Raw genomic sequence first — 17,310 nt, 5'->3', positions numbered from 1 at the left:
CTACGCCGCAGTACCAGCGTTAGCTGAAACTTCGGGCGCAAAGCTACTGCTGAGCTTATGAACGAGCTCCACCACCGCGGAATCCCGGGCGAGCTCAGCATCCAGCAACGCTACGAGGGCAGCGATGCGCTCAGAGCCCGCCTCTTTGTTAGCCTCGGCCACCGCTCCGGACTGGGGGTCCTGTAACCCGGGGTTCGACTCCACGTAGGCAGCCCACACGGCGATCATCCTTGCCGCAGCCTCGCCGGTTCGCCCTGCTGCGCGTTCGGCGCGGAATACAGGGACGGCCCTCATGCGCAGCTTGGTGCTGGCATCCATGGCGATCTGGGCCAAGTGGTGCGCAATCCGGGAGTTGCCAAAGCGATCCAGCAATGCCGCCCGGTACTCGGGAATGCCTAGATCATCACCGGATAGGTGCCTCGACGCCTCTTCCCAGAAATCTTCAACAGCTTGCAAGCACAACGGATCGGCCAGAGCTTCGGCCACCGTGGAGTGTCCACGCAGTTGCCCGGCGTACGCCAGGATCGAGTGAGCACCATTAAGAAGCCAGAGCTTGCGGTTTTCGTAGGGCTCAATGTCGTCCACGAAAACCGCGCCGGCGTCCTCCCACCGCGGGCGGCCGGCGGGGAAGTCTCCGCTGAGGACCCAGTTGCGGAAAGGTTCGGTGACCACCGGAGCGTCGTCCTGGTAGCCGCACTTTTCACGCACCAAGGCAACGTCATCCGCGGTGGTACGCGGAGTAATCCGGTCAACGGACGTGCTCACAAAGCTCACGTTCGCCTCAATCCAGGCGGCCAGGCCGCCGTCGAACTCTCTGGCAATACCCAGCACGCCATCCCGTGCGACGTTTCCGTTGTCCGAGAGGTTGTCACAGGAAACGACGGCCAGAGGGCCGGCGTCGGCGTCCCTGCGCGCGGCGAGTCCCAAAACCAAGCGGCCCAACGGCGTCGTGGGCTTTGCCCCGGAAACCAGCAGCGGGGCGTCGTCGGTGCCAAGGCCGTACGCCGCTTCCGTGATGGTGAGGGTGACCACAGCGGTCTGGGGCGCGGCGAGCAGTTCAACCAGCCGGCCCACGTTGGCGCCATCTACGGCTTCGACGATGCTGCCCACTACCTCGAAGGAATCGCCCGCGTCGGATCGCTCCACCACTGTGAACAGCCCATCCTGTGCAGCGAGGACTTCCGCGGCGTCAGGACGGCGGCCGGTGAACGAAGCGATGCCCCACTCCCCCGCGTCGCCGGCATGCTGCGTGTACCAGGCTTGGTGGGAGCGGTGAAACGCCCCGAGGCCCAGATGCACCATCCTGATCGGTGCCTGGCCGGCAGGCGAAACAGCGCGGCTAAGGCGCGGCAGTTCGGCGGTCATAGCTTGAACACCCTGCGTGGCGAGGAATCGACGACGTCGAGGATCAACTCGTGCGCGCGGTCTTCAGTAACGCGGTGCTCGGCCACAAGGCGCGCGAGGAAGGAGGCTTCGATCCTGCGGGAGGCGTCATGGCGTGCGGGGATGGAGCAGAAGGCGCGGGTGTCATCGATGAAGCCCGAGGACCGCGAGAAACCGGCGGTCTCCGTAACTGCTGAGCGGAAGCGCAACATGGCATCCGGCGCATCGAGGAACCACCACGGTGCGCCGATGTACACGGACGGGTAGAAGCCGGCCAATGGAGCGAGTTCACGCGAGAAGACAGTCTCGTCGAGGGTGAAGAGCACCAGGTGGAAGTCCTTGGCCGTGCCGAAGTCCTGCAGCAACGGACGGATGGCCTCGGTGTAGTTCACGGCGAACGGAATGTCGTGGCCGGTGTCTGCCCCGAAGGACTTGAAGGTGGGCTCGTGGTGGTTCCGGTAGGAGCCCGGGTGGATGGTCATGACCAAACCGTCGGCCACTGACATGCGCGCCATCTGGTACATCATGTGGGCCTCGAACGCGTCGCGGTCCTGGGCAGTTGCCTTTCCGGCCCGCGCCTTCTCGAAGAGGGCTTCCGCTTCCGCGGCATCCAGTTTGAGGGTGGCCGGCGTGCGGACGCCATGGTCCGCCGATACCGCGCCATGCTCTACAAAATACCGACGGCGGTTCTCAAGCGCCGCAATATAGCCCGCGTAGCCTGTGGCACCGTCGCCTGCAGTTTCGATCAAACGGTCAACATTCGCGCTCCACTGCGGATGCGCCACGTTCAGGTAGGCATCCGGACGGAACGTGGGGAGCACGCGGCCGTTGAAGCTGGGATCCTCGGTGAGGGCCTTGTGGCTGGCAAGGTTGTCCAAGGGATCGTCCGTGGTGGCCAGGACCTCAATGTTGAAGTCCTTGAAAAGCTGTCTGGGACGGAAGTCCGGCTCCACCAACTTCGCGGCAATCGCGTCATAGCTGGCGTCTGCCGGCATCTCGCTGAGGTCTGCGCCGAGTTTGAAAACGTCGTTGAACTGGGTGCGCAGCCAGTACCCGGAGGCCGTGCCCTCGAACAGCGGCCATGACTGGACAAACTGCCTCCAGATCTCCCGGGACTCCGGCGCAGAGGCCGTCCCGGCCAGCAACTGATCCATCGGAACACCGTTGGCGTGGATCAGGCGGGTGACGTAGTGGTCCGGGCTAACCAGAAGTGCTGCGGGGTCGGGAAACGGCGTGTTCTGCTCGATGACAGCAGCGTCAACGTGGCCGTGCGGGGAAATGATGGGCAGGTCCTGGACGCGCTCCAACAAAGAGCGCGCGATGCTGCGCGTCCCGGGATCTGCGGGCAGGAGCCTGTCAGGGTGTGCGGCGATGGACTGTGACATAGGTCAATCTTGCGTTCCGGTTCGGCACTTTGTCAACCGGTTGCCAAAAATTGCCACCCTGTTGCATCCCGCTGCGCAGCGGCTCACTGAGCCTAGGCGAGGAGCCGTCCGCTGGACCCTCGCACCACGAGTTCCGTCTCCACCCGGACCGCTTCGTCCGGGGCCTCCTGGCCCTGCAGCATATCCAGCAGGATGGTGACGGCGCGGGTGCCGCACTCCCCCAAGGGTGAGCGCACGGTGGTCAACGCGGGGGTGGTGAAATCGGCTCCAAAAATGTCGTCAAAGCCAACAATGCTGATCTGGTCCGGGACACTCATCCCACCAGCCTGCAGCTCCTGCATCAAGCCAATGGCGAGGAGGTCGTTGTAGGTGATCACCGCCGTCGCCCCGCTTTCCAGGACGTCGCGCGCTACTTGCCTGCCGCCGTCGACGGTTGGTTTGGAGGACTCCAGGCGGACCGCGCTGAGCTTGGACCACTCCGCAGCGGCTTTGACGCCATCCCAACGCCGGCCCGTCATCCATGACTGCTTGGGGCCGGCGACGTAGGCGAGCTTCTCATGGCCGTTGGCGGCCAGGCTGCGCACGGCCTCGCTGATGCCCTTGTTGACGTCCGGCACCACGCACGGAACCCCGGTGATCTCACGGTTAATAACGGCCACCGGCTTGTCCGCAGCCAAAGCCCGGATCTGGTCATCGTCCATGCGGGGACTGGCCAGGATGAGACCGTCCACGGTGCTCAACAGACGCCGGGCCGCTGTTACTTCGGTTTCCGGTGACTCAGCGGACTCGGCCAGAACCAGCGTGTAATCGCGGGCCGATCCCGTGGTTTCCGCGCCGCGGATGATGTCAAAGAACGTGGGGTTGGTGATGTCCGCCACGATCAACCCGATGGTCTGGGTACGGCCGGTGGGGAGGGCGCGAGCGAAGGGATTCACTTGATAGTTCAGCTCCGCCGCCGCGTCCTCAATGATCTTCTGCGTCTTGGCACTCACGCGGCCCGGTTTACTCAGGGCGCGGGACACTGTAGAGGGATTCACGCCCGCGAGCTTTGCGATGTCGTAAATCGTGGCAGAGGACTTCTCACCCCGGCCTCGTTTGGTGGGGGTGGTTGCTGCTCCAGTGCTCGTCAGGTCAGTCACCGCTCCATCGTAGACCGCTTGGCAACAAAACAAGCCGGTTGCCAAAAGAATGTTGACAACCGGCCCGCTTCGAAGGGGCTAGGAACGCTCGGGGAACTTGCCCTCTTCAGCGATGCGCTTGTTTAGCTCCTGCAGGAATTCATCCTCATCAAAGTCCAAGGACACTTCCTTGCCGGTCCAGCTGGAAAGGTGGATGGCGTTGGCCAGGCGAACACCGTTGATACCGTCCGAACCCGGAGCCAGTAGAGGAGTTCCGTCCAAAATGTTGGCCGCAAAGTTCTCCAGGACGCCGGCATGCTGGCCACCCCACGCAGACTCGAACTCGATGACCTCGCTGCTGTACAGCTCTTCGCGGTTCAGCTGGCCCATGAAGAGCTTGCGGACGCCATCCATATCCATGGAATCACTGATTTCCCGCTCAGGTTTGACCAGCCGGGTAACCGTGGCCACCTTGCTGTCTTCCACCACGATCTTGCCTTGGTCGCCCAGGATCTCGAACCTGTCGGTTCCCACGATGTCGTGGGTTGCTGTCACGAAAACGCCCGTGGCGCCGTCGCCATAATCCACCACTGCAGTGACTTCATCCTCGACGGCGATGTCGCGGCGGAAGCCGTACGCCACCTTGGAATACACGGACTGGGGGACGCCGCAGATCCACTGCCACAGGTCCAGCTGGTGCGGTGCCTGGTTGACCAGAACGCCACCGCCCTCGCCGCCCCAGGTAGCACGCCACTCGCTGGAGTTGTAGTACCCCTGCGGGCGCCACCAGTTGGTGATGATCCAGTTGGAGCGGCGGATCTTGCCGATCTCGCCGTTATCGACGATTTCCTTCAGCTTCTTGTACAGCGGGTTGTTGCGCTGATTGAACATGATGCCGAAGGAAAGCTCCGGCTTGGAGGCGGCGAACTCGTTCAGTTCCTTGACCTGCTTGGTGTAGACGCCGGCGGGCTTCTCCACGAGCGCGTGGATGTTGCGCTTGAGTGTTTCGATGCCCATCTCCGGGTGCAGGAAGTGCGGCACGCAGGTGACAATCGCGTCTACGGATCCGCTCTCAAGCAGGGTGATGTAGTCGTCGTAGAACGGGACATCCGGATACTGCGAGGCTGCGAGTTCCTTCTTGGCGGGATCAACATCGCAGATTGCGCCGATCTCCATATTGGGCACCAGGCCGTCCGTGATGAACTTGGCGTAGGCGCCGCCTTGCTGGCCCAGGCCGATGATGCCGAGGCGTACTTTCTTGCTCATGAATGCAATCTCCTGTGTTGAAAACCGGGAAGTGGCTGAAATCTAGAAAAGGTCGGCGTGGCCCATGGCCACCAAGTTGTCGTACGAGGTCTGGAGCGCATCCCACACGGTCCGCCCATAGAGTTCGTCCTGCTCCACCAAGAGGTACTTGGCTCCTGCGGCGACGGCGGCCGGAATGATGGAGGGGAAGTCCAGGTTGCCCTCGCCCACTTCGGCGAACTGCACCACATTGCGGAACTCGGCCATGAACCCGGGGAAGTCGCCCTTCTCCAGGAGCCCGAAGGACGATTCCGGCATCTGGCCGATCCTGTAATCCTTCAGGTGCACCATGGCGGTATTACCGGCGTACTTTTCCAGGGTCCGCACGGGATCGAGGCCGCCACGCTGCACCCAGTGGACGTCAATTTCCATGCCCATGGCCGGGGAGTTTTCGGCGATGATGTCTAGCATGTACTTGCCGTCAAACTTTGCGAACTCGATGTGGTGATTGTGGTAGTACAAGCTGATGCCGTGTTCCTGGAGCCGTTCGGCGTAACCGTTGGCTTGCTTGGCGAATTCAACCACCGAGTCCAGTGACTGCATGGCCCCGAACGGAAGCATCCCGATGCGCAGCAGCGAGCTGTCCAGCCGCTTGGCGTCGTCCACGATCTTGTCGAAATTGTCCGCCAGTGATTCCACGGGCATGCCTTTGCGGCCTTCAATGTTGACCGAAAGCGCGGCGATGTCCATGCCCAGCTCCGTACGGGAGCGGTCCAGCTCGCCCACATTCTCCGGGGTCATGGGGATCTGGGAAATCTCGACGGCGTTATAGCCGATCGCGCTGACCTTACGGAGCGTTTCGAATGCTCCAACGTCAGCAAAACTGTCCTTCAACATCATGGCTTGGACGCCTATTGTGGCCACTTTTTCCTCCGGGGTTTCCGGGCCCTTCCGGACCCTGGATGTGTGATGGGATGCCGGGCCGTTCAGGCCACGGCACCTTGCTGTTCGATTTGGCTGTGCTGGTTTGCGAGTAGGCGGTGGCGGTCTGCCCGGCGTTGTTCCTGCCGGTCAGGGTCGGGCACCGGCGAGGCAAGCAGCAGCCGCTGGGTGTAGGGGTGTTCGGGATCGCGGGTGACAACTTCGGCTGGGCCTTGCTCCACGATTTCACCGTGATACATGACGGCCACACGGTGGCTGATGTGCCGCACGACGTCGAGGTCGTGTGAGACGAACAAGTACGAAACGCCGGTGTCCTTCTGGATCTGCAGGAACAGGTCCAGCACGCGGGCCTGGGTGGAGAGGTCCAGTGCACTGACGGGTTCGTCGCAGACAATCAGCTTCGGGGACAGGGCAAGTGCCCGCGCGATCGCAACGCGTTGGCGCTGCCCGCCGCTGAACTCGCGCGGCAACCGGTGGATCGCGTCCGTCGGCAAGCCCACCTGGTCCAGCAGTTCCTTGACTCTTTTCTTGGCCGCAGCAGGCTCCATCCCCTGCACGCCGAGGGGCTCGGCAAGGATGTCACCAATCTCCAGCGCAGGGTTCAACGAGGTGTAGGGGTCCTGGAATACCACCTGCAGGTCCCGGCTCAGGGTACGGCGTTCCTTCCGCGAAGCGTTGCTGATGTCGTTGCCTTCAAAGATCACCTTTCCTGCGGTGACCGGGGCAAGGCCCAGGACGGCGCGGCCAAGAGTGGTCTTGCCGGAACCGGACTCCCCCACCAGGCCCAAGGTCTCGCCTTGGCCGATGGTGATGTTGATGTCCGTCAGCGCCCGGAAGGGCTTCGCCCGGAACCGCTTGCTGGGGTATTCCACCACCAGGTTCTCCACTGAAAGGAGCGGAGACTTCTGCGATGAATCAAGAGAGGTGCTCATGCCACCGGCTCCTTCTGTGCTGCTGATCCGGACTGTGCTGCCGATCCAGGCTTGGATACAAGCATGGTCATGGGCGTCTTTCCTTCGAGCATGGACCCCAGCAGGGTCTGTGTGTAAGGCTCTTTCGGGTTCCGGAGGATGTCCCGGACGGTCCCTTCTTCCACGAGCCGGCCGTTCTGCATCACGGCCACGCGGTCGCAAAGGTCGGCCACGACACCGAAGTTGTGGGTCACCAGGATGACCCCGATGTTGAGGCGCTGCTGCAGTTCACGCAGCAGGTCCAGCACATCGGCCTGCACGGTGACGTCCAGGGCGGTGGTGGGTTCGTCCGCGATCACCAGGTCCGGTTCGCAGCTGATGGCACCGGCGATCAGCACGCGTTGGGCCATTCCGCCGGAGACCTCATGCGGGTAAGCATTGAAGGTGAGTTCCGGGTTGGCAATTCCGACGTCGGTAAGCAGCTTGAGGGCGCGTGTGCGGGCTTCAGCCTTGGAGATTCCAAGGACTCGAACCATGGGTGTGACCAGCTGGTAGCCGATGGTAAACGCCGGGTCCAGGTTGCTCATGGGCTCCTGGGGGATGTAGGAAATCCGTTTGCCGCGTAGTTTGGACAACCTCTCCTGGCTGACGCGGTCTTCACCGGGGGCCACCGTGTAGTTGCCATCAAACTGGATGGAACCACCCACAATGCGTGCGTTGTCCGGCAGCAGGCCCAGGATGGAGAACGCGGTCTGGGACTTGCCCGATCCCGATTCGCCCACGATGCCCAGGATCTCGCCGCGGTCCACGTGGAAGGAGACGTCGTCCACCACCTTTTTGATGGACCCGTCAGCCTGCGGATATCCGACGCCGAGGTTGGTCACCTTGACCAAGTGGTGCTCGGTTCCGGCGTCGACGGCGGCCACAAACTTCCGTGACTGGCGCGCCTTGGCGGGGTCCGGCGTCGTGCTGCCAGCAGAAGCAACCGACCGCTTTTTGCGATGTTTGATCTTTTCGCCGTCTTCCAAGGCGTCGCGGATGGCGTTGCCCAGCAGGACGAGTCCGCCGATGGTGAGCGCCATGGCCAGTGCCGGCCAGAGCAGCAGAATCGGGGTCAGGTAGACGTTCTTGAAGCCTTCGGAGAGCATGACGCCCCAAGTGGCCTTGGTGGGATCGCCCAGGCCAAGGAACTCAAGCCCGGACTGAATGGCGATGGCAACACCGGCGATTGCGGCGGTTTGGATGATGATGGGTGCGCGGACCACGGAGAAAATGTGGCGGGCAATAATGCTTAGATCGGACAGGCCCGAAACCCGGGCAGCGTCCACGTAGAGCTCGTTCCGGACCGACTGCACCGCGGTGCGGGTGAGCCGGAAGTAGGAAGGACTGATCAGCACACCGAAAGCGATCATGGAGATCCATACGGACGGGCCGAACGCTGCACGGATGGTGAGCAGGACGATCAGGCCGGGCAGGCTCATGAGGATGCTGACCACCCAGTTGGAGACTGCTTCGAATTTACCTCCGTAGTAGCCGGCAATCAGGCCTGCCGGAAGTCCGATGGCAATCGCGACGCCTGCGCACAGCAGCGCGGACAAGAGGGTGAGCTGCGCACCAAAGAGCAGGCGGCTCCAGGTATCGCGCCCTGCGCTGTCCGTGCCCATGATGTTGACTGAATCCGGAGCGGCCAGGGTCTTGGAAATGTTGGCGAAGTTCTCTTCGAAAGGGGCGATCACCGGCGCCAGGATGGCCAGCACAGCGATCGTCAGGAGGATCACCAGCGAGGCGATGCCCATGGGGTTCTTCAGGAGGCGGCGCATCACGGTGGACCGGACCACCGTGCCGCTCTGGCCTGTTTTTGCCGCGACGCCCATGGAGTCTGCGGATACTGCTGCTGAATCTACGGAGTCGCTCATGAGACACGTACTTTCGGGTTGAGCCAACCATTGAGGATGTCCACCAGGAGGTTCACGACGATGACCACCACCACGGTGTACATCACCACTCCCATGACCACGGGAAGATCGGTTTGGGTGGTTGCTGCCACAGCCAGCGGACCCATTCCAGGAAGGGCGAAGATCTGCTCGATGATCACCACGCCGCCCAGCATGCCGATCAGTTGCAGGCTCAAGACGGTCAAACCTGCAGGTGCGGCGCTGCGGAGCACATGCTTGAAGAGGATTTCGCGTTCTCCGATGCCACGGCTGCGCAGCGTCCGGACGTAGTCCCGTTCAAGCTGCTTGATGACGGCGGAACGGATCTGCTGCGCACCGCCGGTCACACCGTTGATCAGCAACGCGATCACCGGAAGGGTCATGGAGTAGACCCAGGCCTCCGGGCCCACCTCCGGGGAGATGGTGCTGGTGGCGGGGAAGAAACCCAGCTGGATGGCCAGGATGGTTACCAGGAACACGCCGATCACATACCCGGGGATGGAGTCCCCCACGATCGCGCCGATCTGGACCACCCTGTCCACCCAGCCGCGCTTCACGGCTGCGGCAACACCGATCAGTGCTGCGCAGATGGCGATCAGGATCATTGCGGTGAAGACCATGGTCATGGTGACCGGGATGCGGGTGGCCAGGGAGCTGGCTACCGGCTCCGAGGTGAACCAGGAGGCACCGAGGTTACCTGTGAGGGCATCTCCCAACCAGGCGAAGTAGCGGACGAAGAGTGGCTGGTCGAGTCCCAGTTCCTGTTCCTTCAGAGCAACCTGTTCAGGTGTTGCCTGATCCCCCAAAATGTTCTGGGCGATACTTCCGCTGGAGGTGTACAGCAGGGTGAAGGTGAGGACCGAGACGACGAACAACACCACCAGACCACTGCCCAGTCTTTTCGCAATGAACTTGATCATGGGTTCCTACTTGGCGGGCGAGTAGTTGTAGATGGACGGAACGGCCTGCTGGACCTGCGGCGTGACGTTCACTTTGTCGTTGTGGTAGTACATCTGGTTCACGCGGAACAGCGGGGCGAACCAGGCTTGCTCCACCACGTATTTGTTGACTTCCTGGGCCAGCTTGCCGGCGTCGGCACCACCGGTGCGCACGGCCGCGATCTTGGCTTCAAGCTCAGGGGTGGTGGTCTTGAACGGGTTGTACAGGGCCTTGGTGGAAACGATCTGGTCGATTGCCACGGTGGGCTGGCCTTGGAAGAGGTTGAAGAACAGGGCCGGGTACTTCTGCGCGGCAACGTCCGCGGTGAAGGTGTTGGTGATGGCCGCACCCGGGTTCAGCGTGATTCCCACGTCTGCGAGCTGCTGCTTCATGACCGAGATGAGGGTTTCAGCACCGGGAAGTGTGGGAACGTCAATGCTGACTTTGCCTTCAAAGCCGGAATCCTTCAGGAGCTGCTTGGCTTTCTCGGGATCGTAGCTGTAGTAGTTCTCCAGTTCCTCGCTCCAAGCGCCGCTGTCCTTGCCGAAGGGCTGCGTGGTGGGAGTGCCCTGGCCCAGCATGACCTGGTCCAGGATGGTCTTGCGGTCAAAGGCATGGTTGATGGCCTGGCGGACCTTGACGTTTGCCAGGGCCGGGTTCTTGGTGCCATCACGGTCCAGCAGGAGCAGTCCGGACCAGTCAACCTGGTTGGTTTCGAGCTTCATCTTGGCGCCCTCGGCCTGCTTGCCGTTCTTGGGATCCAGCAGGGTTGCGTCAATCTGGCCGGAGACCAGTGCGTTGGTGCGGGCGGTGGGGTCCAGGAGGACCTTGAGGGTGAGCTTCTTGTACTTCTGGAGGTCCTTGTTCCAGTAACCCTCGCGAGCGTTGAAGACCGTCTGGGAGTCCTTGACGGAGGCGGCTTTGTCCATCACATAAGGACCGGAACCTACGGGCACGGTCTTGATGGCGTCCGTGCCCAGTGCTGCGGGGCTTCCCATCAGGCCTGCGGCCTGGCTGAGGAAGTATTCGAGGGCCGGTTCCGGTGCGCTGAGGTTGATGTCGATCGTGTCGGCATCCACTACTGCGACGTCGGAAACTGACCCCAGCTGGGCCATTTGCGGGCCGTTGGCCTTCTTGAAGTGGTCCATGTTCGCCTTGGCGGCAGCGGCGTCGAACTTGGCTCCGTCGCTGAAGATGACATCCGTGCGGAGGTCCACGGTGAGCTTGGTGTTGGTGTCGTTGTACTTCCACGCGGTTGCCAGCATGGGGCTGAGCTTGCCGTCCGGTTCGCGGAGGATCAGGGAGTCGTAGGCTGCCTGATACGGCTGGAGCGCGTGGCCTACGTGAGCCTGTGCCGGGTCCCATGAGGTGAGGTCCCGGAGGGTGCCCAGCGTCAGTGCGGTGACTGTCTTAGCTCCTGAAGTGGAACCCGCTCCGGCGCCGGCATTCCCGCCGCCACATGCGGTGAGCGCCAGGGAGGCGCTAAGTACGATGGCGGCTGCTGCCGCCTTGGGACCTAACTTCATTGTTGGCTCCTACTGAGTCATAGCCTGATGCGAGTCAGAGCTTGAGCGTGTGGCCTGCGCCACACTTTTCTTGGGTGTGAGATTTACAGTACGGAATTTGCGTGATCTTGGCAACCGATTGTCAAAAGTTTCTTAGATTGTTGCCAAGATGGCATAACAGGCGCCGATCAACCCACCCGGTCAGCCATCTCCGGGTAGCTTTGCGCGTAGATATCCTTGATGATCCTCAAGGATTTTCCGGCCTCGGCAGGGTTGATCCAGAAAGGCCCGGCATCCTGCAGCTTGTTGTAGAAATCCGCGATTAGAAGCTCATGGGACACGCCCCAGTAGGACCTGCCACCACTCTCAGCCACCCTCTCCGGGATGACGTCCACCGTGCCGTCGGCGTAGCTCACCGTGAGGTCGCCACGCAGGCTGAGCGTCGCCTTCTCTGTGACGATATCCAGGGTCACCGGCGCATTCACCGCGTTGGCCAGCGTTGAATAGAAGACGCTGCGCGCGCCGTTGACGTGCTCGGCAACGAACTCCGCGGTGTCCTCCACCTCTATCACGCCGCCCAGGGAACGGGTGGACGCATGGCCCTCCACCTTGGCAACATCGCCCACCAACCACTGCAGCAGGTCCACGGTATGGATGGCCTGGTTCATCATCAGCCCACCCCCGCCTTCCGCCCAGGTCCCCCGCCATGGGCGGTTGCGGTAGTAGCTGGCGTCCCGGTGCCACATGACAGTTGCCGAGGCGCCGATCACCTGGCCCAGCGTGCCGCCGTCGAGCAGTTCATGCATGGCTTGCGAGGTCGCGTTGTACCGGTTCTGGAAGCAGACAGCGATCTTCGCTTCGCTCCGCTCCGCCACCTCAATCAACCGCTGCCCCTCGGCCAGGGTGTGGGCCAGCGGCTTCTCGACGATCACGTTGACGCCGCGCTCCAGGCAGTCAGCGGCAACGGAGGCGTGGAGGTGGTGCGGCGTACAAACATGCACGACGTCGGGACGCACCTTCTGGAGCATGTCCAGGTAGTCCGCGTAGCCAGGGACGCCGTGGGCGGCTTCCGCCGCTTGCAACCTATCCGGATCGGTATCGCAAACCGCCACCAATTCGGCATTGTCCATGGTGGCCAGGGCCGCGAAGTGGATGGTCGAGATGTCGCCGCAACCAATAACTGCTGCTGTAGGCATACCTGCTCCTTCGAAGGTTAATGCTGGGGTTGTCTTGGTGCCGCGCTTTTAGACCAGGTCCACGCCATTCTTGGCGGCGAGGCCGGCAAAAGCGCGGGCTGCAATTCCGAAAGCAACCGGGCCGGAGTAACCGCCGAGCTCGTGGGCACTGGCCAGGTGCGGCTCAAGTGAGGCGAAGCCGGTGTAGCCATCGGCAGCGAGGGCGCTGATGGTGGCATCCAGTTCACCGTCTCCTTCACCGGCGGGAACTACTTCACCGGTTGTGGCGATGGCATCTTTAACCTGAAGGTATTCGAGGTATGGACGCAGGATGGCATATCCCTCGGTGTAGGGCTTGACGCCTACCTGGACGAAGTTGGCGTTGTCCCATGCCACCCGGAGCGCCGGCGAGTTGACTGTCTCCATAATGTCCAGGACGCGATCCGGAGTATCACCGTAGATGCCCTTCTCATTTTCATGCAGCAGGACAATGCCATGAGCTGCGGCTTCAGCAGCGAGGGCGGACATGCGCTCCATGACTGCCTCCCGGATCTCCTCCTGCTCCTGGCCTTCGCCGCGGTAGAAGGAGAAGATACGGACGTACTTTGTGTCCAAGGCCTTCGCCACAGAGATGATCTGGCGAAGCCGGGTTACCTCATGCTCCACGGGGAGGCTGACGTCCACCTTGCCAATAGGACTGGCAACAGCTGAAACCTTGAGGCCTTTCTCGTCCAGGATGGCTTTGAGCCTCACCACAGCGTCGCGCTCTAGTTCTGAAACGTTGGTCCCCCACGCGCTGCGGACTTCGATGTGGCTCGCACCAAGGGCCAGCAGCACGGCGGCCTGGACGGCGGGATCGGGGTCTACTTCGTCGCCGAAACCGGACAGGCTCCACACGGCACTGGGTTGAGTCACGAAATCTCCTAGGTAGTCCTGTTGCGGCACCCGAGGGTCGCGGTGACGCACTTCACAGGCGAGTCTTGTCCCTTGAGTTTAGCCAGCTTGGCACGCAGTTGACAACCGATTGCCATTCCCTGCCATCCTGTGTCATCCTTATTCAACGGTGTGGCAGTAGTCACAGCCGGATGATCTTGTCGTTCCGGGAGGAACGCCCATGTTTGCTGTTCAGAGAGGAACGCCCATGGCGACGCAACCCATGGCAACAGGCCGGCCTGCCACCATCCATGACATCGCTGCGCACTGCGGCGTAGCAGCGTCCACCGTTTCGAGGGCCCTCGCCAATCCGGAGCGCGTCAACATCCGCACCCGCGAGCGGATCCAGGCCGCCGCCGTCGAGCTTAATTACACGCCCAACTCCCAGGCGAAAGCATTGAGCTCCGGCCGGACAGGTGCCGTGGGCGTCCTGGTTCCGGACATTACCAACCCCTTCTATTTCGACCTCATCCGGGGGACACAGCTTCAACTGAAGGCAGCCGGCTACACGCAGCTGCTGGTTGATACGGAAGAATCGGACGAGGTTGAGGCCAGCACGCTGGAGCAGCTGCGCAAAAGTGCCGACGGCGTCATCGTTGCGGCGTCCCGCCTCAACGACGAAGCACTTGCCGCTGCCGCGGCCAGGATGCCCATGGTCACCGTTAACCGCGACGTCGACGGCGTTCCTGCGGTTCTCATCGACACCCCCTCAGCCATGCCGCAGGCTTTGGACCACCTGATTTCCTTGGGCCACACGTCAGTTGCGTACGTCTCAGGTCCCGCCGTTTCGCAGTCCAGTGCCCGGCGGTGGACTGCCTTGTCCGAAGCCGCCGAGGAACGCGGAGTCGATGTCCGCAGAATCGGACCCTTCGCACCCAAAACCCAATCCGGCGCAGCCGCAGCAGACGCAGCCGTGCACAGCGGGGTCACTGCGTGCATCGTCTTCAACGACCTCATTGCAATCGGCATGCTGCAACGGCTCCGTGAACGCGGCCTGAGGGTGCCGGAGGACATGAGCATCGTGGGCTGTGACGATATCTTTGGCGCGGACTTCTGCAACCCACCGCTGACCACCATGAGCTCGCCCATTGAACAGGCCGGACGCGTGGCCGTGTCCATGTTGCTGGCCCAGCTGAATCCCCTCGCCGGCGGCGGAAACCGCAGCCGCTCAGTCATGCCCACCCACCTCACCGTCCGCGGCTCCACAGGTCCGGTGCCCTCTAAATAACTGACACGTGGGCTGGAAGTCCGCAATATGGTTGAGCGTCCGCAGCCGGGCTGACTAGTGTGGAATACATGCGCGAACTCCAGGCCAAGATCATTGAAGAAATGGGCGTCCAGCCCCGGATCAACCCCGCAGAGGAGGTCCGCAAGCGCGTCGCTTTCCTGAAGGACTACCTGAAGGCGACCAACACCAAAGGATTCGTTCTTGGCATCTCCGGAGGCATCGATTCCTCCCTTGCCGGCCGCCTCGCCCAGTTGGCCGTTGAGGAACTGGAAGCCGAGGGCGTGGACGCAAACTTTGTAGCCGTCCGCCTCCCCTACGGCATCCAGCACGATGAAGACGACGCTCAGGCAGCCCTCGACTTCATCAAGGCCAAGACCGAGTGGACCTACAACATTTCCCAGGCTGTGGACGGCTTCGAGGACGAGTTCGAGAAGACCACCGGCGCTCCCATCTCCGATTTCCACAAGGGCAATACCAAAGCACGCGCGCGCATGATCGCCCAGTACGCCCTGGCCGGTGAACACAACTACCTGGTGATCGGCACGGACCACGGCGCCGAGTCCGTGACGGGCTTCTTCACGAAATTCGGCGACGGCGGCGCGGACATCCTGCCGCTGTTCGGCCTGAACAAACGCCAGAACCGCGCACTCTTGGCAGAGCTTGGCGCACCATCAAGGGTTTGGGAGAAGGTTCCCACCGCCGACCTCCTGGACAACAAGCCCGGCCGTACCGACGAAGACGAGCTCGGTATCACCTACGACACCATCGACGACTACCTCGAAGGCCGCGACGTTCCCGAGGACGCGGCAGAGCTGCTGGAGCAGAAGTACCTGCGCACGCGTCACAAGCGCACCGTTCCGGTCACCATCTTCGATACCTGGTGGAAATAGCTACGTCGCTTTAACCATTCACGACGGCGGGTGCCGGCTTCCCTACGGAAGTCCGCACCCGCCGTCGTGCTTTAACAACGCTCTCTCACATCCCCCGGGCTTTTCGGCGTCGCTCTCTCACATCCCGATTTCGGGTCTTGACGTCTCGATAGTTACCGATATATCGTTAGCTATCGCCGATACTCCTTCGGCGTAACAACAACCGAAAGGACGATGCTGTTATGAAAGGCATCAACGAAAACAACAACTCATTCCCCGAGCACGATCACGGACATCCCGAACACGGACAGGGCCGAGGCCGTTTCAACCGAGGCAAGGGCCGGCGCGGGCCGGGCGGACACGGCGGCGGCGGATTTGGTCCCGGTGGCTTCGGCCCAGGCTTCGGACCCGGATTTGGGCCTCGGGGCTTCGGTCCCGGTGGAACACGCAGGGCCAACCGCGGCGACGTCCGCGCAGCGATTCTCTCGCTCTTGGCTGAAGCGCCGTCCAACGGCTACGGCCTGATCAAGACGATCGCAGAGAAGACGTCCGGCGCCTGGCGTCCCAGCCCCGGCTCCGTGTACCCCACCCTGCAGCAGCTGGTGGACGAAGAACTGATCGTCGCCGTCGGCGAGGGTCGCCGCACCGAGTTCACGCTCACCGACGACGGCAAGGCCTACATCGCCGAGCATGAAGAGGAACTAGCCAACGCCTGGAACACCGAGGCTGACGGCACCGGCGCAGCTTTCCACCAAAGCGTCGGGAAGCTCATGGGGGTCATTCACCAGTTCCGTGCAGCCGCTACCGACGAACAGCGTCAAGCTGCCATCGAAAAGCTGGACGAAACCCGCCGGGCGCTCTACCTGATCTTGGCCGACTAAGTGCTGGTCACCATCTCCTTGACCTTGACGTAACGTCAACCCTTACTGTCGAAGAACAAGCACAGGACGGAGGACGTATGGACTGGTCAATTCAGGAAATCGCCAAGATTGCAGGGACTACCAGTCGCACGTTGCGTCACTACGACGACATCGGGCTGCTGAAACCAAGCCGGACCGGCCATAACGGCTACCGCTACTACGACGGTCCGGCATTGGTTCAGCTCCAACGCATCCTCCTGCTCCGGGAACTAGGGCTGGGCCTTCCGGCCATCGCCGAAGTTCTTGACCGTGAGACGGATACCGTCAAAGCGCTAAGCAGCCATCTGGAATGGCTGGCCCAGGAGCAGGACAGGCTGACGCGGCAGATCGCCTCCGTTCGGCAAACCATCGACACAATGAAAGGGGATGGAAAGTACATGGCACAGGACATGTTTGACGGCTTCGACCACACTCAGTACAAGGACGAGGTGGAGGAGCGCTGGGGCAAGGATGCCTACGCCGCCGGTGATTCGTGGTGGCGCGGGATGAGCGCCGACGAAAAGCAGCAGTGGAAGGACCGCGTCCGGAAATTGGGCACGGATTGGATCGCCGCCTCAGAATCCGGGGTTTCACCTGACAGTGCTGAAGCGCAGGACCTCGCGCAGCGCCACGTCGAGTGGCTCCGCGGCGTCCCGGGAACCCCGACGGCGGTACCCGGCGGAGACGTGAAAGGTTACGTCACAGGACTCGGCGAAATGTACGTTGCAGACCCGCGGTTCGCAGCCAATTACGGCGGCGAATCAGGGGCGACGTTTGTCAGGGATGCCCTGCGGATCTACGCAGAGAAGAACCTCTAGCTGCCCAAACCAGCTGCACGGCTTGA

Annotated in this window: 15 protein-coding genes; 4 read left to right on the top strand and 11 right to left on the bottom strand. The window is 62.2% G+C overall.

Annotated elements, in window-relative coordinates:
• The 11 genes from HAV21_RS07485 to HAV21_RS07435 form a co-directional block, all read right to left on the bottom strand.
• Complete coding sequence (locus tag HAV21_RS07485) at window positions 1–1,365, bottom strand: mannitol dehydrogenase family protein (RefSeq protein ID WP_166841235.1); 1,365 nt, start codon at window positions 1,363–1,365, stop codon at window positions 1–3.
• Window positions 1,362–2,768, bottom strand: a complete 1,407-nt coding sequence (uxaC, locus tag HAV21_RS07480; protein WP_166841234.1) for a glucuronate isomerase — start codon at window positions 2,766–2,768, stop codon at window positions 1,362–1,364. The genes HAV21_RS07485 and uxaC overlap by 4 nt, the downstream gene beginning before the upstream one ends.
• A 92-nt stretch (window positions 2,769–2,860) precedes the next feature.
• On the bottom strand, window positions 2,861–3,907 hold the full coding sequence (locus HAV21_RS07475) for a LacI family DNA-binding transcriptional regulator (protein ID WP_166841233.1): 1,047 nt from the start codon (window positions 3,905–3,907) through the stop codon (window positions 2,861–2,863).
• A gap of 78 nt (window positions 3,908–3,985) precedes the next feature.
• Window positions 3,986–5,152 (bottom strand): Gfo/Idh/MocA family oxidoreductase, encoded by a 1,167-nt coding sequence (locus HAV21_RS07470; RefSeq protein ID WP_166841232.1) that lies wholly within the window; start codon window positions 5,150–5,152, stop codon window positions 3,986–3,988.
• 42 nt (window positions 5,153–5,194) lie between these two features.
• Window positions 5,195–6,031, bottom strand: coding sequence for a sugar phosphate isomerase/epimerase (locus HAV21_RS07465; RefSeq protein ID WP_166841373.1), 837 nt, complete (start codon window positions 6,029–6,031; stop codon window positions 5,195–5,197).
• 86 nt (window positions 6,032–6,117) lie between these two features.
• A complete protein-coding gene (locus HAV21_RS07460) occupies window positions 6,118–7,005 on the bottom strand; it encodes an ATP-binding cassette domain-containing protein (RefSeq protein WP_166841231.1) in 888 nt (295 codons plus the stop codon).
• Entirely contained in the window at window positions 7,002–8,900 is a 1,899-nt protein-coding gene (locus tag HAV21_RS07455; protein WP_166841230.1) for a dipeptide/oligopeptide/nickel ABC transporter permease/ATP-binding protein, read from the bottom strand. The genes HAV21_RS07460 and HAV21_RS07455 overlap by 4 nt, the downstream gene beginning before the upstream one ends.
• Window positions 8,897–9,838 (bottom strand): ABC transporter permease, encoded by a 942-nt coding sequence (locus HAV21_RS07450; protein ID WP_166841229.1) that lies wholly within the window; start codon window positions 9,836–9,838, stop codon window positions 8,897–8,899. The genes HAV21_RS07455 and HAV21_RS07450 overlap by 4 nt, the downstream gene beginning before the upstream one ends.
• 6 nt (window positions 9,839–9,844) lie before the next feature.
• Entirely contained in the window at window positions 9,845–11,383 is a 1,539-nt protein-coding gene (locus HAV21_RS07445) for an ABC transporter substrate-binding protein (protein WP_166841228.1), read from the bottom strand.
• A gap of 167 nt (window positions 11,384–11,550) precedes the next feature.
• Window positions 11,551–12,558 (bottom strand): Gfo/Idh/MocA family oxidoreductase, encoded by a 1,008-nt coding sequence (locus HAV21_RS07440; RefSeq protein ID WP_166841227.1) that lies wholly within the window; start codon window positions 12,556–12,558, stop codon window positions 11,551–11,553.
• A gap of 48 nt (window positions 12,559–12,606) precedes the next feature.
• A complete protein-coding gene (locus HAV21_RS07435) occupies window positions 12,607–13,452 on the bottom strand; it encodes a sugar phosphate isomerase/epimerase family protein (protein ID WP_166841226.1) in 846 nt (281 codons plus the stop codon).
• A 226-nt stretch (window positions 13,453–13,678) separates the two neighbouring features.
• Here HAV21_RS07435 and HAV21_RS07430 point away from each other — a divergent pair, with 226 nt between their 5' ends.
• The 4 genes from HAV21_RS07430 (at window position 13,679) to HAV21_RS07415 (ending at window position 17,284) form a co-directional block, all read left to right on the top strand.
• Window positions 13,679–14,698 carry a LacI family DNA-binding transcriptional regulator gene (locus HAV21_RS07430; RefSeq protein ID WP_166841225.1) on the top strand — a complete coding sequence of 340 codons (1,020 nt, stop codon included), beginning with the start codon at window positions 13,679–13,681 and terminating at the stop codon, window positions 14,696–14,698.
• A 68-nt stretch (window positions 14,699–14,766) separates the two neighbouring features.
• Window positions 14,767–15,588 carry an ammonia-dependent NAD(+) synthetase gene (gene nadE / locus HAV21_RS07425; protein ID WP_166841224.1) on the top strand — a complete coding sequence of 274 codons (822 nt, stop codon included), beginning with the start codon at window positions 14,767–14,769 and terminating at the stop codon, window positions 15,586–15,588.
• A 221-nt stretch (window positions 15,589–15,809) separates the two neighbouring features.
• Window positions 15,810–16,448 carry a PadR family transcriptional regulator gene (locus HAV21_RS07420; RefSeq protein WP_166841223.1) on the top strand — a complete coding sequence of 213 codons (639 nt, stop codon included), beginning with the start codon at window positions 15,810–15,812 and terminating at the stop codon, window positions 16,446–16,448.
• A 77-nt stretch (window positions 16,449–16,525) separates the two neighbouring features.
• Window positions 16,526–17,284 (top strand): MerR family transcriptional regulator, encoded by a 759-nt coding sequence (locus HAV21_RS07415; protein ID WP_166841222.1) that lies wholly within the window; start codon window positions 16,526–16,528, stop codon window positions 17,282–17,284.
• The last annotated feature ends 26 nt before the right edge of the window (window positions 17,285–17,310 follow it).

It is taken from the genome of Paenarthrobacter sp. MSM-2-10-13, assembly GCF_011605365.1.
GTDB lineage: Bacteria > Actinomycetota > Actinomycetes > Actinomycetales > Micrococcaceae > Arthrobacter.
This window is presented reverse-complemented; position numbering and strand designations above follow the sequence as displayed.

Excerpts from the sequence above, each read along its gene's own strand:
- HAV21_RS07455 (WP_166841230.1), bottom strand. The coding sequence starts at position 8,900 with ATGAGCGACTCCGTAGATTCAGCAGCAGTATCCGCAGACTCCATGGGC.
- HAV21_RS07440 (WP_166841227.1), bottom strand. The coding sequence starts at position 12,558 with ATGCCTACAGCAGCAGTTATTGGTTGCGGCGACATCTCGACCATCCAC.
- HAV21_RS07445 (WP_166841228.1), bottom strand. The coding sequence starts at position 11,383 with ATGAAGTTAGGTCCCAAGGCGGCAGCAGCCGCCATCGTACTTAGCGCC.
- HAV21_RS07415 (WP_166841222.1), top strand. The coding sequence starts at position 16,526 with ATGGACTGGTCAATTCAGGAAATCGCCAAGATTGCAGGGACTACCAGT.
- HAV21_RS07450 (WP_166841229.1), bottom strand. The coding sequence starts at position 9,838 with ATGATCAAGTTCATTGCGAAAAGACTGGGCAGTGGTCTGGTGGTGTTG.
- HAV21_RS07420 (WP_166841223.1), top strand. The coding sequence starts at position 15,810 with ATGAAAGGCATCAACGAAAACAACAACTCATTCCCCGAGCACGATCAC.
- HAV21_RS07430 (WP_166841225.1), top strand. The coding sequence starts at position 13,679 with ATGGCGACGCAACCCATGGCAACAGGCCGGCCTGCCACCATCCATGAC.
- HAV21_RS07460 (WP_166841231.1), bottom strand. The coding sequence starts at position 7,005 with ATGAGCACCTCTCTTGATTCATCGCAGAAGTCTCCGCTCCTTTCAGTG.
- HAV21_RS07465 (WP_166841373.1), bottom strand. The coding sequence starts at position 6,031 with ATGATGTTGAAGGACAGTTTTGCTGACGTTGGAGCATTCGAAACGCTC.
- uxaC (WP_166841234.1), bottom strand. The coding sequence starts at position 2,768 with ATGTCACAGTCCATCGCCGCACACCCTGACAGGCTCCTGCCCGCAGAT.
- HAV21_RS07485 (WP_166841235.1), bottom strand. The coding sequence starts at position 1,365 with ATGACCGCCGAACTGCCGCGCCTTAGCCGCGCTGTTTCGCCTGCCGGC.
- HAV21_RS07470 (WP_166841232.1), bottom strand. The coding sequence starts at position 5,152 with ATGAGCAAGAAAGTACGCCTCGGCATCATCGGCCTGGGCCAGCAAGGC.
- nadE (WP_166841224.1), top strand. The coding sequence starts at position 14,767 with ATGCGCGAACTCCAGGCCAAGATCATTGAAGAAATGGGCGTCCAGCCC.